General features: G+C 56.9%; 11 protein-coding genes and 1 pseudogene. 10 read left to right on the top strand and 2 right to left on the bottom strand.

The window, feature by feature from the left end; all coding sequences use genetic code 11:
- Positions 1 to 11: 11 nt before the first annotated feature.
- From FE784_RS17765 to FE784_RS17790, 6 genes are all read left to right on the top strand, one after another.
- Complete coding sequence (locus FE784_RS17765) at positions 12 to 356, top strand: NHLP leader peptide family RiPP precursor (protein WP_139603571.1); 345 nt, start codon at positions 12 to 14, stop codon at positions 354 to 356.
- A gap of 15 nt (positions 357 to 371) precedes the next feature.
- Positions 372 to 1316, top strand: a complete 945-nt coding sequence (locus FE784_RS17770) for a GNAT family N-acetyltransferase (RefSeq protein ID WP_139603572.1) — start codon at positions 372 to 374, stop codon at positions 1314 to 1316.
- Between the two features lie 211 nt (positions 1317 to 1527).
- Entirely contained in the window at positions 1528 to 2664 is a 1137-nt protein-coding gene (locus FE784_RS17775) for an ABC transporter substrate-binding protein (protein ID WP_176706317.1), read from the top strand.
- Position 2665: 1 nt separating this feature from the next.
- Positions 2666 to 3607: an NHLP bacteriocin system secretion protein gene (locus tag FE784_RS17780; RefSeq protein ID WP_139603574.1), complete on the top strand. Its 942-nt coding sequence runs from the start codon at positions 2666 to 2668 to the stop codon at positions 3605 to 3607.
- 32 nt (positions 3608 to 3639) lie between these two features.
- The gene (locus tag FE784_RS17785) at positions 3640 to 5877 is read left to right on the top strand and encodes an NHLP family bacteriocin export ABC transporter peptidase/permease/ATPase subunit (RefSeq protein ID WP_139603575.1); all 2238 of its coding nucleotides are present in this window, start codon (positions 3640 to 3642) and stop codon (positions 5875 to 5877) included.
- Between the two features lie 16 nt (positions 5878 to 5893).
- Positions 5894 to 8812 (top strand): NHLP bacteriocin export ABC transporter permease/ATPase subunit, encoded by a 2919-nt coding sequence (locus tag FE784_RS17790; RefSeq protein ID WP_176706318.1) that lies wholly within the window; start codon positions 5894 to 5896, stop codon positions 8810 to 8812.
- 53 nt (positions 8813 to 8865) lie between these two features.
- Here FE784_RS17790 and FE784_RS41960 read toward each other — a convergent pair.
- Positions 8866 to 8994, bottom strand: a pseudogene (locus FE784_RS41960) (transposase); the annotation flags it as partial.
- A gap of 126 nt (positions 8995 to 9120) precedes the next feature.
- Positions 9121 to 11088, bottom strand: coding sequence for an S-layer homology domain-containing protein (locus tag FE784_RS17795; protein ID WP_139603577.1), 1968 nt, complete (start codon positions 11086 to 11088; stop codon positions 9121 to 9123).
- Positions 11089 to 11498: 410 nt separating this feature from the next.
- Between FE784_RS17795 and FE784_RS17800 the strand changes: the two genes are divergently transcribed.
- The 4 genes from FE784_RS17800 (at position 11499) to FE784_RS17815 (ending at position 15148) form a co-directional block, all read left to right on the top strand.
- Positions 11499 to 11816: a hypothetical protein gene (locus FE784_RS17800; RefSeq protein ID WP_218103788.1), complete on the top strand. Its 318-nt coding sequence runs from the start codon at positions 11499 to 11501 to the stop codon at positions 11814 to 11816.
- 431 nt (positions 11817 to 12247) lie between these two features.
- The gene (locus FE784_RS17805; protein ID WP_139603579.1) at positions 12248 to 12643 is read left to right on the top strand and encodes a MerR family transcriptional regulator; all 396 of its coding nucleotides are present in this window, start codon (positions 12248 to 12250) and stop codon (positions 12641 to 12643) included.
- A gap of 58 nt (positions 12644 to 12701) precedes the next feature.
- On the top strand, positions 12702 to 13319 hold the full coding sequence (locus FE784_RS17810) for an NADPH-dependent F420 reductase (protein ID WP_139603580.1): 618 nt from the start codon (positions 12702 to 12704) through the stop codon (positions 13317 to 13319).
- 623 nt (positions 13320 to 13942) lie between these two features.
- Positions 13943 to 15148: a Gfo/Idh/MocA family protein gene (locus FE784_RS17815; RefSeq protein ID WP_176706319.1), complete on the top strand. Its 1206-nt coding sequence runs from the start codon at positions 13943 to 13945 to the stop codon at positions 15146 to 15148.
- Positions 15149 to 15549: the final 401 nt, after the last annotated feature.

Consider the following 15549-nt stretch of genomic DNA (forward strand, 5'->3'; position numbering starts at 1 on the left):
GGAGAAGAACAATGAGCGAATGGAATCAGGAAAAGGTGCAAGAAGCGTTGAAGACGGTATTTTCGAAGACAGCGACGGACAAAACGTTTCGCGAGCTGGCATTGAACAATCCGACCGAGGCGGTCAAACAAGCGGCGGGCATCGACATTCCGGCGGGATTCACCGTGCGGTTCGTGGAAAATGACAGAGCGGACGCGACGTTCGTGTTGCCGGATTATGTCGGAGACAGCGAGCTGTCGGACGAGCAACTGGAAGCCGTAGCGGGCGGAAAGAAGAAGAAAAACAAAGACGACAGCGATGTCGACGACGATAAACAAAAACCACTCACAATCCCAAGGGGCCTTTGTTTCGGTTAGGAAAGCGGACGGCCGATGGAAACGATAACTTTGCTGAACTGCCGCGAGGAACGGCAAGCTTATGCGATGCTGACCTTTCCTTCCCTTCACGACGAACTGCTAAGCGAGTCGGAGCAGCGCAAGGTGGCGGCGGTCGGCGCGGAGCTGTTCGGCAAGCCGATCGGCCTCGTCTGGGCAAGCTGGTGGCCGCAACGCAAGAGGGGCGAGCTTCGCACGATATACATCGCGTCCGCTTATCGCGGAAGCGGTATCGGTACCGCCCTACTGAAGACGATCGAGAGGGTTTTGGCGGAAGCGGGTTGCGACACGCTCGATTTCAAATTCCGTGCGGGCACCGCCGGCGCGCCAGTATGGCAACGGATGACCGCACAGTGGGATTTGCCGCGAACCGGCATCCTGACTTTTACGATGTCGATTCCGCAGTTTCTGGCACAGCCGTGGGTCGGCGCGTGGAGAACAAACAAGCGTCTGGACATCTTCAGCTGGGACACATTAAGCGAGGCGGAGAAGGCGAGGATCAAGGAAGGCGATAACGATTGGTATCCTCATCATTTGTCGCCTTTCATCCGCGAGCGCTATCTGGTTCCGGGGTTAAGTGTCGGTTTGCGCGATGGGAACGAGACGATCGGTTGGATGACGGTTGAAGAGTATGACGACGGAATGGTCATCGGCGACCGTATGTTCGCCAGGCCGCCGCACGACGGGCAGGGGCGCGGCATCATGCTGATCGCCGAAGCTGCCAGACGCTGCTGCGAAGCCGGGTTTCAGACGGCTCGTTTCGATGTCAGCATCGGCAACGTTCCCATGCGGCGGTTCGTCGAACGAAGAATGAAGCCTTGTCTCGTGGACAGCTACGAAGTCGTTCACAAAAGCAAGCGGCTGGGGAGCCCGCAGCTGGTGTCGGCGTCCGAAGCGGACCGGCAAGGCGATGACGCGGGAGGAGTAACGATCGGGAGATGAGCCAATGCGCGAACGGATTGGCGTCGGCGCTCCGATTGAAGGTTCCGATAAACGGCAGCGATGCCGTTTTTTCGTTGGTTCTTTTGGAATGGCAAGGGATCTGTCAACATTCCGGCATAGATCATGACGCCGCGTAGGGTTCAACCAAGCGATGTGCGTATTGGAGGCCCGGGACGGTACCGAGGTCGGACGGAGGAAAGGAAGAAAGACGTTGAACAATCGATGGTGGCTGGCCGTCATGTTGCTGTTCCTTGTTATCGCTGGGTGCGGTGAAGGAAAGGTCGACCGTGGCGCCGCCGATCGGGAAGACATCGTAATCGGTGTCGGCTGGCCGCTGGCCAGCCGCGACGAGGGACTCTCGACAGGCGTGAGGCTTGCAATGGATGAAATCAATGCCGGGGGCGGCGTACTCGGGCGCAAGCTTCGCGTCGTCAGCGCGGACGACGGCGGCTCCGTCACCGAAGGCTTGGCCGTCGCCGGCCGGTTCGCCGCCGATCCGCAAACGGTTGCCGTCATCGGCCATCGGGGGTCCTCGGTTTCCGTGGCTGCGGCGGCGGTCTATGAAAAGGCGGGCATTGTCATGCTGACGCCGGGCTCCACCGCACCAAGGCTGACCGAGAGCGGCTACCGGTATATCTTCAGAATGATTCCGAGCGACAAGCGGATCAGCGAGCGGCTGGTGCAATATGCCGCATCCCAGGACTACGGGAAGGTTGCTATCCTGTATACGAACGACGAATACGGCAGGGGTCTGGCCAACGCGTTTGAGGACCGCGGCAAGGAGCTGGGCGTGGAGACCGTGGACCGAGTGGACGGCTACACCGACTTGGGCGATCTGACCCGGCTCGTTCGCGAATGGAGGACGCTTGGCTGCGACGCGGTGTTCGTCGCTCAAGTAATGCCGCAAGCAGGCGTGACGCTCGCCGATTTGAAGCGTGCCGGATTGGACATGCCCATTCTCGGCGGGGACGGTCTGGACTCGGAGCAGCTTGCGAATATGACGGGTAACGCGGCGGAAGGAACGGTTGTGGCTTCCATCTTCGATCCGACGGAGGGGAGGGACGACGTCGGCAATTTTATCCGGAAATACAAAGCCAAGTACGGAGAAATCCCCGGCAAATGGGCGGCGCAGGGGTACGACGCGGCGAACCTGCTGGCCGAGGCAATGCGCGCGGCGGGCTCCGCCCGTCCGTCCGATATTGCCCATGCGCTTCGCCAAACGCGCGGATGGATCGGCGTTACGGGAAGCCACACCTTTGACGATTCGGGGGATGTGACGGATAAACCGATCGTTCTGAAACAAATGACGAGCGGTGCCTTTCAGTATTTGAAAGACAAGGGGGATTAGTTTGGCCCGAAGCATATTTCGCAAATCGGCGATCGACCGCCTGTCCTCGCCAGATCAATTGGATACGCTGACCCGCCTTACTTCACCCGGAGGCTGGCTCATTCTCGCCGCCGCAGGACTGCTCATCGTCGCCGCGGCGATTTGGGCGGTGGCCAGCAGCCAGCCGGTCACCGTCAAAAATCCGGGCGTTCTCGTTCGTCCGGGCGGCGTCGTCTCGATCGGCGCCGTCACGAGCGGCCAACTGACCGACATCCGTATACGGCTGAACGATCACGTCCGCCGCGGCGATGTGATCGCCCGCGTTCGCCAGCCGGCGCTGCTGGAAGAGCTGGCCGACCGGGAGAACCGGAAGCGGGCGCTCCCGGCGGATGACACGACGGAACGCGGCAACATCGACGCGCGCATTTCGCAGCTGCAGGCGTTGATCAACGAGCGATCGCGCGTGGTGAGTCCTTACGACGGACGCGTCATCGGGGTGGGTGTCCAGAAATACGACATGTTGTCCGAAGGAACTTCGGTCGCGACTTTGGAACTGGACAACGGACCGGAACGAGAGCTTCAGGCTGTCATGTACATTCCGGTTCAAATCGGCCAAAAAATCGTCCCCGGCATGGAAGCGAAAATCAACCCGACCTCGGTCGGCAAAGAAGAATACGGCAATTTGCTCGGCCGGGTCGTCTCCGTCTCGGAATACCCGGCCACGGAGCAAGGCATGATGAACACGCTCGGCAACGAGGCGTTCGTGCGCCAGCTCGCGAGCGCGGGGCCGGCCTTGCTGGAGGTGCGCATCGAAATACTGGTCGACAAGTCGACGCCGAGCGGCTACCGCTGGTCGACGAAGCAAGGTCCTCCCATGGCCATCACGAGCGGAACGCTGATGACCGGAGAGATCATCCTGTACAGACAAAAACCGATTTCCTATGTAATCCCGTCCTTTCGATAGTCAGACCCTAACGTCGTGTGCAGGGGGGCGTCATGAGCGCATTCGCAGGCAAGCAACCAACTGAAAAGCCAGTCCGAGCCTCACGGGTACGAACGCCGACCGTCCTGCAAATGGAAGAAGTCGAATGCGGCGCGGCCGCGCTTGCCATCGTGCTCGCTTACCACGGGCGTCAAGTGCCGCTGGAACGGCTGCGCATCGATTGCGGCGTTTCCCGCGACGGCAGCAACGCGCTGAACATCGTGAAAGCCGCACGCAGCTATGCGCTGGCGACCAAAGCGTTCCGCAAGGAGCCGGGTGAATTGCGCGGGATGATCTTCCCCATGATCATCCACTGGCAATTCAATCATTTCGTCGTCCTGGAAGGGTTCGGCAAGGGCAAGGCGTATATCAACGACCCTTCGGCGGGTCCACGCACGGTTACGGCTGAAGAGTTCGATGCATCGTTTACCGGAATCGCGCTTGCCTTCGAGCCGACGGATCAGTTCATTCGGCACAAGGAAAGCTGGCAGACGATCCGTTCCCTGAAGAGCCGGCTTGCCGGCACCGGGGATACGCTGGCCTACGTCGTGCTGACAGGACTGCTGCTCGTCGTTCCGGGACTAGTCATCCCGGCATTCAGCCGCATATTCGTCGATGAGGTGCTGCTGGCGGGACTGAACAACTGGGTCGCGCCGCTTCTGGTCGGCATGGGACTCACCGCCTTGCTTCGCGGCCTGCTCACCCTGCTCAGACAGCATTATCTCATCCGGCTGGAGACGGGACTTTCGATGAATATGTCCGGCCGCTTTTTCTGGCATGTGCTTCGGCTTCCGATTGCGTTCTTCCAACAGCGGCACGTCGGGGAGATCGCATCGCGGATCGCCATCAACAGCCGTCTCGCACATCTGCTCAGCGGGGAACTGGCGGTCGCGCTGCTTGATCTTCTTATGATCGTCTTTTATTTTATTATGATGGTTCAGTACAGTTGGCTGCTGACCCTGCTCGGCATCGTCATCGCGCTGGCGAATTTCGTTTTCCTGCGCTTCATTTCCAGAGTGCAGACCGATCGCAACCAACGGTTGATGCTGGATGACGGCAAAATGGACGGGGTGTCCGTGTCGGGACTTAGCCTGATCGAAACGCTAAAAGCGAGCGGAGCGGAATCGGATTTTTTCCGCCGCTGGGCCGGCTGGCAAAGCAAATTGCTTAATTCCCAGCAGAAGCTGGGGGAAACCGGACAATACGTAACGACGGTGCCGGGGCTTCTGTTCGCGATGAATGCGACGGCCACTTTGGTCGTCGGCGGTTTGTACGTCATGAACGGCACGTTCACGATCGGCATGCTGGTTGCTTTTCAAAGCTTGATGGCGAGCTTCCTCGACCCGGTCGGCCGCATTCTCCGTCTCGGAGCGTCATGGCAGGAAATAGCAGGAAGCTTGAGCCGTTTGGATGATGTGTACCGCTATCCGACTGCCTCTGCTGCCGCTGCGCAAAAAAACGGAAATGCAATCGCTCCAGAGCCGCCCGACTTCGAAAAACGGCAGGCGGCGGCAGTTGCGACGAGCCCCAAGCTGCTGGGCACAGTAAGCCTGACTGGGGTAAGCTTCGGGTATAGCCCGCTCGAGCAGCCGCTCATTTCAGATTTTCATCTTGAGCTTAATCCAGGCGAGCATATGGCGCTCGTAGGCGGCACGGGCAGCGGCAAATCGACGATCGCCAAGCTGATCATCGGTCTGTATGAGCCACAAGCCGGAGAGATTCGTTTTGACGGCATGCAGCGGGAGGAAATCCCTTCCGTCGTGATGGCGGGATCGCTCGCCTCCGTGGATCAGGAGATTCGCCTGTTCCAGGGCACGATCCGCGACAATATTACGCTATGGGACGAAACGGTGCCCGAAACGGATATCGTGCGCGCCTGCAAGGACGCGCAAATCCACGATGACATCGTCTCCCGTCCCGGCGGCTACGACCACCTCGTGACGGAAGGCGGCGCCAACTTCAGCGGCGGACAGCGCCAGCGGCTCGAAATCGCCAGGGCGCTGTGCGGAAATCCTTCCATTCTCGTATTGGACGAGGCGACGAGCGCGCTCGATCCGCTGACGGAAAAGGCCGTGATCGACGCTATCAAACGGAGAGGCTGCTCCTGCATCACGGTAGCCCACCGGCTCAGCTCGATCCGCGACGCGGACGAAATTATCGTGTTGAAGCGGGGAAATGTCGAGGAGCGAGGACGGCATGCACAATTGATCATGCAGGGCGGTCTGTACGCTGCGCTGGTTGCGGATGATTAACAGGGATGGAGGCGCGATGGTGGACCGATCGGAGACGGAAAGAGAGATCGCGGCGGCAGCGGCCGTGCAGTTCGGTGGGGAACCCGTTTCCGCCATGCCGTCCGGCGGCCTGTTATTGAAGGGAAGTGGGATATGGATTGTTCGCCTTGGCGCGGTGCGCCTGTTCTCGGTGGTTGCCGGCGAGGACGGCGGCTACGGCAAACGCTCACATCTGTTCGACGCCGGCGCGGGCAGCGTGCTATTCGGATTGGGAGAGCAACTGGAGAGGACTTCGGTTTCGACGAAAGCAAGCGTACTGGCCGTCGGTCTCGAAGATGCGGAGCTTGTCCCGATGCCCCGTGCATCCATCTATGCGCTGGCGGCCGATCCGGATCTGTACCGTTGGATGACCGAACAGTTGGACCGGTGGATTGAAGCGTGGCGGGAGGCGCTCGCCGGGGAAGACGAAGCCGGCGCCGCTTCCGAAACGGTCATACGCGCGGATGTCGCGCGGCAGTGGGTACGGCTCCATGACCCCGAAGCGGAGCCGCTCCGTTGGCGCGTAAGGGGGCTCGAGCTGCCGCTTCCTGTCGGCAACGCGACGGCGTTCCCGCTTGGAGGCGCAAGTTGGCTGATCAACCCCGGCGCAGCCGATCTCATACGATTGAATACGTCCGATTGGTGGCGCGGCGATCCGGAATGGAGCGGCCTCGACGCATTCCATGCGCTCGCCTTAACGGCGCTGCAGTGTCTTCGCGAACTGGACTCGTTAGCCGAGCAGGCCCGATTCGATGCGCGCGCTTCGCAGGATCAATACATGCTGAACCGTGCGATTGCCCGATTGCAAGGCGTACATAGCGGAGATGAGGGGCTGAGCTTTATCGACGACGCGGATGGACAGCGTCCGCTTGTCGCGGCAGCGCAAGCCGTTGGGCGATATTTGGGCATCGAGGTGCGGCCGTCTCAGCATGCTTCGGATGCAGGAGGCGATCCGATCCAGGCGATCGCCGATGCTTCCCGGTTCCGCGCTCGGGAAGTCGCGCTTGCCGGACGATGGTGGCGGGAGGATAATGGGCCGCTGCTGGCGTTCTCGAAGCCGGACGACCGGCCCGTCGCGCTGCTGCCGCATAAGACGGGCCGGTACCGCCTGTTCGATCCGGCCGACGGCTCGCTGCGTGACGTCACGGAGACAATGGCCGGTCAACTGAAGAACACGGCCATCATGTTCTATAAGCCGCTGCCGTTTCGGAAGCTGAAGCTTAACGATATTATCCGTGCGGGAATACAGCGCGGCATTTGGAGCGATCTCGCCGTCATGCTGTCGCTAGGAGCGATCGTCGGGCTGCTTGGCTTGTTGACACCGATCTTGACGGGTATTCTGTACGATACGATCATTCCGGATGCCGACAGGTCGCAGCTTATTCAAATGGCTTTTATCCTCGCCAGCTCCGCTGTGGCTGTATTTCTGTTCGAAACCGCCCGGGGCGTAGCGATGCTGCGGATCGAAGGACGGGTGGACATGACGATACAGGCAGCGGTATGGGATCGCCTGCTGCGCATGCCGGTTTCGTTTTTTCGCGGCTATTCGTCTGGCGACCTGTCCATGCGCGTGAACAGCATTGCCGCCATTCGCCGCAAGCTGTCGGGAATCGCCGTTTCTTCGCTGTTTTCCGGCTTGTTCTCGGTTTTTTATCTGGTTTTGCTGTTTATGTACCATTCCGGAATTGCGCTCATCGCGCTCGGGCTTTCCGCCGCCGGCATTTTGGTCACGACGGCCTTCTCGGTCGCTCAGCTGCGTTACCAGCGGGAGCTCATGCAGCAGCAAGGGCATTTGCGCAGCCTGATGGTGCAACTATTGGCCGGCATCGCCAAATTTCGGGTCGCCGCCGCCGAGAGCCGCGCCTTTTATTTATGGGCGAGCTTGTTCGGCAAGCAAAACCGCATCCAGTTTCATATGAGCAAGCTGGAAGCCTATTATGCCGTCTTTCAGACGATGTTTCCGATCGGAACCTCCATGGTGCTGTATGATTCGGTTGTCTCGTTTGGCGCGAATTCGATCAGTACGGGGAATTTTATCGCTTTTTTCGCCGCCTTCTCCGCTATGCAAAGCGGCATGATGGCGATGTCCGCCTCATTGTTGTCTATCTTAAGCGTCGTTACGCTGTACGAACGGGCAAAGCCGATTCTGCAGGCGCTGCCGGAGGAGGCGGACGGAGGCGAATTTCCCGGATCGCTCGGCGGAGGGGTCGAGTTGACCCATGTTTGTTTTCGCTATGCGGCAGATGGGGCGTTGACGATCCGGGACGTGTCGCTGAAGGTCAATCCGGGAGCCTTCGTTGCGATCGTGGGGGAATCCGGAAGCGGCAAGTCGACGCTGCTGCGGCTCATGCTCGGTTTCGAGAAGCCGGAATCCGGCATCATCGGTTACGACGGCAAAGATTTAGCCAGGTTGGACATTCAAGCTGTCCGGCGGCAATTGGGGGTCGTGCTGCAAAACGGAGGATTGATGGCCGGCGATCTGTATTCCAACATCGTCGGGTCTTCGGGATTGTCCGTCGATGACGCGTGGGAGGCGGCTCGAATTGCCGGACTGGAGGAGGACATCCGCGACATGCCGATGGGAATGCATACCGTCTTGCCCGACGGGGGAGGGATGTTGTCCGGCGGCCAAGTCCAGCGGCTGCTTATCGCAAGAGCGGTCGTACGCAAGCCGAAAATCCTGTTTTTCGACGAAGCGACAAGCGCGCTCGATAACCGTACGCAGGCAGCGGTCAGCGACAGCCTCGAACGGCTTCAGGCAACGCGGATCGTCATCGCCCACAGGTTAAGCACGATTCGACATGCGGATTTGATCATTGTCCTGAATCGCGGTGAGATTGTGCAGCAAGGCACGTATGAAGAGCTTATGTCCCGGCAAGGGCTCTTCGCGGAAATGGCCAAGCGGCAGACGGTATAGAGGAAGCGCTGCAGAAGTTCGGAGCGCTGCGGAGGGAATAGAACATAAATCCGAGGCGAGAAAACCAATTCAAGACGATCTTTGTAATTTTCCGGAAAGGATTGAAGTAATTTTGCATGATGAATACGAGTATTATCCAGTACCATGACCATTTTTCCCTGTGAGTACGCTTCGACCACCATTACGCACTGTGCCGGGGCGCGGGCGGGCGCAGACCGCCGCCCGGCGCCAGGCACCCTGAACAGCTCGCGCCGGCTGACAATGCCCTGGTAACAAACCGGGGACCATAGGGTCCCCGGCTTGTTGACTTATATGTCGAGCATGCGAACGATGGCGGCGGCCGATTCCGCGCGAGTGGTCGAGGTCTTCGGCCGAACCTTGTTATCGTTCATGCCGCCGATAAGCGAATGCCGATAAGCGACGTATGCCGATCCCCTGGACCAGTCCGAAAGATCGGCGTCGTCGGCGTAACCGCTGGTCGGCGCGGGATCCGGAACCGTTTTGCCCGAGGCGCGCACGACCATCGCCAGCATTTCCTCGTGCGTGATGTTGTTCGACGGAAGAAACGTTCCGTCGGAATTGCCCCTTACAATATTGAGCTGAGCCGCTTGAGCGACGGCGTTGGCCGCCCACGAAGGTATATCGTTTTGGTCCGTGAACGGCAGAGCAATGCCTTCGACATCCGGCTTCAAAGCCCGCATGAGCATCACCGCGAACTCCGCCCTTGTCACGCCCTTTTCCGGCTTGAACGTCCCGTCTTCGTATCCGAAGACGATTCCCAGTTCCACCGCTTTTGCAATCTCAGGTTTGGCCCAATGGCCGTCGATATCCCGCAACACGATGCGGGGGGGCGGCGATGCGCTGACGTTCACCTCGCTAATCGCCATGTAGCCGCCTTCGTCCGTCGATGCGATCACCTTGGTTTTGCCCGCCGACACGGCCGTTACGATGCCCGCGCCGTCGACCTTGGCGACATTCGGATCGTCGCTCTTCCAATTGACTTTGCGATTGACCGCTTCGGAGGGAGCGACGGTGGCGGTTAGCGCCGCGCTCTGCCCGGCTTGCAGCTCGATCGTCGACTTATCCAGCGTTACGCTGGCAACTGGCGGCGTTCCTAGTGCGAACAGCCCGAAGCCGCTGGCAAACAGGGTGCCGTCGGAGGAGAAAACGATATTCCCGTGGCCGCCGCCGCTGTTATGAGGCATTTCGGCTTTCCACTTGGCATTGCCGTCGACGGCGGCAATCGCGTACAAATATTGACCGTCGCTGCTGTAGACATACACAAGCTCTCCCGGACCGGCGACGACTCGCGTGATGGAATTGGTAAATTTGGTGATCCATTTCACGTCCATGGCTGTGTTCAATCCGACCAGCTTGCCATTGACGAGTCCGACGTACAACTCGCCGGATTTGCCGATGACCGGGGTCGTCGAAATGTCCGCGGATGCCGTATATTTATCTTTGACGCTCCCGTCCGGCTTGTAGGCCATGACGGTATTTTTGTTGGCTACGGCATACACGGTGCCGTCGGAACCGAGCGCGGTGCCGAAGAAGTTAGCTGTGCCGCTGCCGCCGGTCATATCGCGCGACCATTTCAAGCTGCCGTCCGGCTTGATCGAGTAGAGACTCGACTTGCCGGATACGGCATACACAGTGCCGTCCGCGGCGACGCTGAGCGAATGCTGGAGCACCGAAGGCACATTGACCGACCGGATAATCGAACCCTCATCGGGGTCGATAAATACGATTTTATTCGAGTCCGCGAGCACAATCGTTCCGTCCGGCAAAAAAGAAATCTTCCCCGTGATAGAACCTGAGTACGTCCATCCGATCCGTCCGTCTTTGAATATTTGCTGCAGCCCGCCTCCCCCTCTTGCAGCGTACAAAGTGCCATCCGGTCCGACGGTCGTGTCGTAATAGCCGTTGTCGGAGAGGAGGCTCCACAACGGCCTGCCGTTAGGCGCGATGGCGGCCAGCCCGTCACCGTCGGAGTATTTGTTCCAGCTTCCGACGTATAAGGTGCCGTCCGCCGCCAGGCTCGGAGAATAATACGCTCCCTTGAGCTGGGAATACTCCCAACGGCGCTCGATCAACGGGGCGTTCGCCAAGGACCCCGAAGGGAAATCGTCATCGGGATCGATCAATATGATCGGTACAGACGGGATAGACGGGAGAGTCGGCCAAATAATCGGTTCCGCTGCCGAAGCGGTCAATGGCGAAAAGGCGAGCAACCCGAGTATGGATAATAAAGCAACCCTTCGTCGCAACTTGTTCATGGAATTCCTCCAATGTCGATATATTCCGGCGGGATTCGGATACTCAAATTATATTATTAGATGGTGTTCCAATGATATTAAAACCGAGAAATTTCTTTTGTCCCCCGAGAGCGTGGCCATCCTGATCCGAAGGTTAAACGCTCTGTGCCGGGGCCCGGGGGGGCACAGACCGCCGCCCGGCGCCTGGCACCCTGAGATCGATCGAGGAGCAGCAGCAGCTGAAGGAAGAGCCGGCCGAGAGCGTCGCATCCGGCTCCTGTCAGAAGAAAATAATGTTTTAGACTGAAAATAAAATATTAGACTAAGCAATAATGTATTAGACTGACGATGCTTCATTAAACGGGCAGGATTGCATAACAAAATTAGCATTATTCATGGATAAAAATGGTACAATTTATTGGGGTGATACATTGAAAAATATAGAGGTGACTACTGAAACTTTAAGGTTTATAAACAAAATAGACGAAGAGATCATTGTGGACTTTAAAGAATGTAATAAGAATTGGATTGCTTACCACAAAAGAAATAATAAATGGACAGAAGAAAAATACGAGCAGTTTAGGAGACAGAGTAAATGCGTTGGGCAAAGAGATATCTGTGCGAAGCCCCCTTATTTCGAGTTTTTCACTAAACCCTTTACCAATGTGGAATTAAGGAATCAGAAGGAATTTGCAGCGCTACAGAAAATGATCCGTGATGCTGGGTGGACTACATTTGATTTAAGCTAACGGATAATGGACATATAAAAGGAGAAGCCTTAATTATTGGCTTCTCCAATAGACAACCTAAATAATACATGAATAATTGTCGGGGACAAGAACAAGTATGCTTAAGAATCCGCGTAAATCGCGGTTTTTTCATTTTATGAATATATGTTCCTATCTTGGCTCGGGACAAGAAAATATATCCTTTGTCGTAATTTGGACATAAACATACTCTTTTTAGCGTTTCAACAGTTTGAAGTCCTCTAAAACAATTTGCGGCTCCGTAGCAATATGCTAAGAAAAGTAGCCTTCTACGCACGGGATGTTTTATGGAATGGGTTTGCCGGCGGACAATCCCATGCAATTATTTAGAACCGGAAAATTTTTCGCTTCGCGGGAGTTGACCTGGAGTCGCCTCCAGCAAGTAGAATGAGGTATGAAAGGAGGCATGCTCGTTGTACACAATCGGTCAAGTCGTAGAGATGACGGGGTTCGGACACGATACGCTCAGGTATTACGAGAAAATCGGGCTGCTCAAGCCGCAGCGCAAACGGTCGGGCGGCGCGCGCGTGTTTAGTGACGACGATCTCCGACTGCTGTCCGGACTAAAATGTTTGAAACGGTTGGGAATGTCTTTGGAAGAAATTAAGTCGTTCACGAGTACGAACCGCTGCGTGACCGAACTCTCGTCGATGCGCGACGGAGACGAAGCCGTTCTCCGGGATCGAATCGGCCTTCTGACGAACCACTTGGCCCGGATGGAGACGCAGCGCCGCGAACTCGACGAGCTGATCGATCGGACGAAAAACAACATTCGCCTGTACAACGAGCGGTTAGACGGAACGCCGTAAACGTTTCGAACGTTCCGGCGTTCGAGCCTCCAAAAACACTTGCAGAGGAGATGCGTGCGTGAACATTGCAATGATCGGGTCAGGACACATCGGAGGTACGTTGGGGAAAGCATGGGCGGCGAAAGGTCACCGGGTGACGTTCGGCTCGCGGGATCCGGAAAGCGAACGAATGCGCGCGCTGCTCGAGTCGATCGGCCCGAACGCCGCGGCGGCTCCCGTCAAGGAAGCGGCCGCGTTCGGCGAAATCGTCGTATTGGCCGTTCCCGGCACGGAAATCGAGCGAGTGCTGGAGGAGGTGGGAGACCTGCGGCGGAAAATCGTCGTCAATGCGACGATGTTGTTCGACGGGCGGTCGGCTGACGCGGAAGTGAGGAGGCTCGCGAATGGCGCACGCGTCGTGCGGGCGTTCCATACGTTAACGTGGGAGGCGCTCGCGAACCCGCGGTTCGGCGGGGCGAACGCCACGCTCTTCATGAGCGGCGAGGACGAAGAAGCCAAGCAAACCGTCTTTCGGCTGGGCGCAAAAGCGGGATTCGATATGGTGGACGCGGGCAGTACGGAAGCGATGGCCGAAATCGAAAAGGCGCTCTTTTCGTTCTGGACCGCGCTCTCGCCGCAGTTCGGCCGCGACTACGCAATCCGGGTTCTGCGTAGGAAAGAAGCGCAGCCGTCTTAAACCGGGGCCGCACGACAAAACGGACCGCCGCGATCGTCCGACTGCGGCGGTCCGTTTTTGTTGCGGCAAAACACCGATAGACCGCCAAGTTGGCCGCCTCAACGAGCGATTACATTACGAACAGGCAGGCCCATCTGAACGATACGTGGTTGCACACGACAAGCCGGGCAAAAAACAAATAAAACAGTCGAATAATTCCCGAAGAGGAGACGAAACGATTATTCTGTGGACGAGCGGACAACTTCTTGTCGTTTAACGGGTCAAGTTCTGTCGAGGGACAAGAACTTATATGCTTTGGAATCCGCGTAGATCGCGGATTTTTTATTTGAAGGATATATGTTCTTGTCCTGAGCCATGGACAAGAACATATATCCTTCACCGTATGAGGACAAGAACTTATATGCATTGCCGTATCATTCATAAGCAGGATTCCCAGTTATATGCTGCACGGATCTTTCAAGCATGAAGGCTGGGGAAATCACTCGAACGATCTTTGGGCAAAGACAGCATTGCTATTATGGAAAACGTTTGGTATTATTAATTTCGTCAAATAAATCAATTACACAAAGGGATTGTTTAGTTTTGTAATGTATTTTTAGAAAACGTTAAAGTGGGTGCTGGAAGTGAAAAAATACGCAATTGTCGGAACAGGGGACAGGGCGGCTGCATTCGGAAAACCGATGGCGGACGCTTTTCCGAACGAGGTCGAGCTTGTAGGCGTGTTCGATATCAATCCACTGCGAGCAAATAAGTTCGCACAGGAGCATGGCGGAATTCCCGTTTATGCCGATTTCGATACATTGCTTGCTCGGAGCGGCGCCGAGCTTTATATCATCGCAACGCCGGATTATACCCATCACGAATACATCATCCGAACGATGGAAGCCGGTTTTGACGTTGTTACCGAAAAGCCGATGACGACAGACAGCGACAAGTGCAAAGCGATATTGGAGGCGGAACGACGTACGGGGCGGCAAGTGACGGTCGCCTTCAACTGCAGGTTCATGCCCTATATGGCCCAATTGAAAAAAATCATCGAGGAGGGAACGATCGGCCGGCTGTTGAGTATCGATTTTAACTGGTACCTCGACACGACTCACGGAGCGCAATATTTCCGCCGTTGGCACCGACATATGAATCAAAGCGGCGGGCTGCTCGTTCACAAATCGACCCATCATTTCGATTTGGTCAATTGGTGGCTGGACGATCAGCCGGCGCAAGTCAATGCGATGGGAACCCGACAATATTTCGGGCCCGCAAGGGAGCAAAGAGGGGAACGCTGCTTGACGTGCGACTTCAAAAAATCTTGCGAGCATTATTACGATATTCAAGCCAACAAATTTATCCGCGAGCATTATTACGATAACGAGAAGAAGGATGGCTACATCCGGGACAAATGCGTGTTTGGCGACGACATTGACATCTATGACACGATGTCTGTCCAGGTCCAATACAAAAGAGGCGCCTTGCTGAACTACACCTTGGTGGCGCACAGTCCTTATAAAAATTGGACCGCCACGTTCAACGGAACGGAGGGGAGAATGGAAGCGGGCGAATACTTCAGGGGACCGCGAGCCGAAGAGCCCATGCACCAAATTCAAATCTATAACCGCGCCGGGGAGGTGATCAGCCGCCAGACCAAAAAAGCGACGGGCTCGCACGGAGGCGGTGACTACCGTCTTCAACAGATGATCTGCATGCAATCGAAGGATGAACTGCGGCAGCGCGCCGGTTCCATGTCGGGAGCCATGTCCCTGCTGATCGGTGTTGCCGCGAATCGTTCCATTGTGGAAGGAAAGTGCATACGGATTCAAGACTTGCTGGATTGATTTCATTAGACGATGTGCTAGAACGTCAAAGAAATCGGTTTCTAGCCCAATCAGCAGAAGAAAGCTGCTTACCGCTTTCGGCAGCCGGGCAGCTGCTGCCCGCGGCTTGGATGCCATTGATACGTATTGGAGCGGAAACGACTTGACGATTACGAACAACCTGGTGGACACAACGGCCTATCATGGATTTGACCTGAAAGGCATTTTGCCGGATACGTGACGGACAACCAGATCATCGCGTGCTGCGGGAGAGGGAATTTATCCAACAATCCGAAGACAAAATCCGCTTCCGGCGGGGACGACGGCCGTCAAAAGCAGGCGATCCGCATTGCCGGGAATCTTCGGCGGTGCGGACTGCATCGCATTGCTGGAAGGCAATGTGCAGGAGGGGACCAACGCGG

Origin of the sequence: Paenibacillus hemerocallicola, assembly GCF_006265175.1 — a bacterium.
GTDB lineage: Bacteria > Bacillota > Bacilli > Paenibacillales > NBRC-103111 > Paenibacillus_AB > Paenibacillus_AB hemerocallicola.

What these genes read in the sequence shown, in the direction of transcription:
- FE784_RS17790 (WP_176706318.1), top strand. Translation starts at nt 5,894, where the DNA reads ATGGTGGACCGATCGGAGACGGAAAGAGAGATCGCGGCGGCAGCGGCC.
- FE784_RS17770 (WP_139603572.1), top strand. Translation starts at nt 372, where the DNA reads ATGGAAACGATAACTTTGCTGAACTGCCGCGAGGAACGGCAAGCTTAT.
- FE784_RS17785 (WP_139603575.1), top strand. Translation starts at nt 3,640, where the DNA reads ATGAGCGCATTCGCAGGCAAGCAACCAACTGAAAAGCCAGTCCGAGCC.
- FE784_RS17795 (WP_139603577.1), bottom strand. Translation starts at nt 11,088, where the DNA reads ATGAACAAGTTGCGACGAAGGGTTGCTTTATTATCCATACTCGGGTTG.
- FE784_RS17765 (WP_139603571.1), top strand. Translation starts at nt 12, where the DNA reads ATGAGCGAATGGAATCAGGAAAAGGTGCAAGAAGCGTTGAAGACGGTA.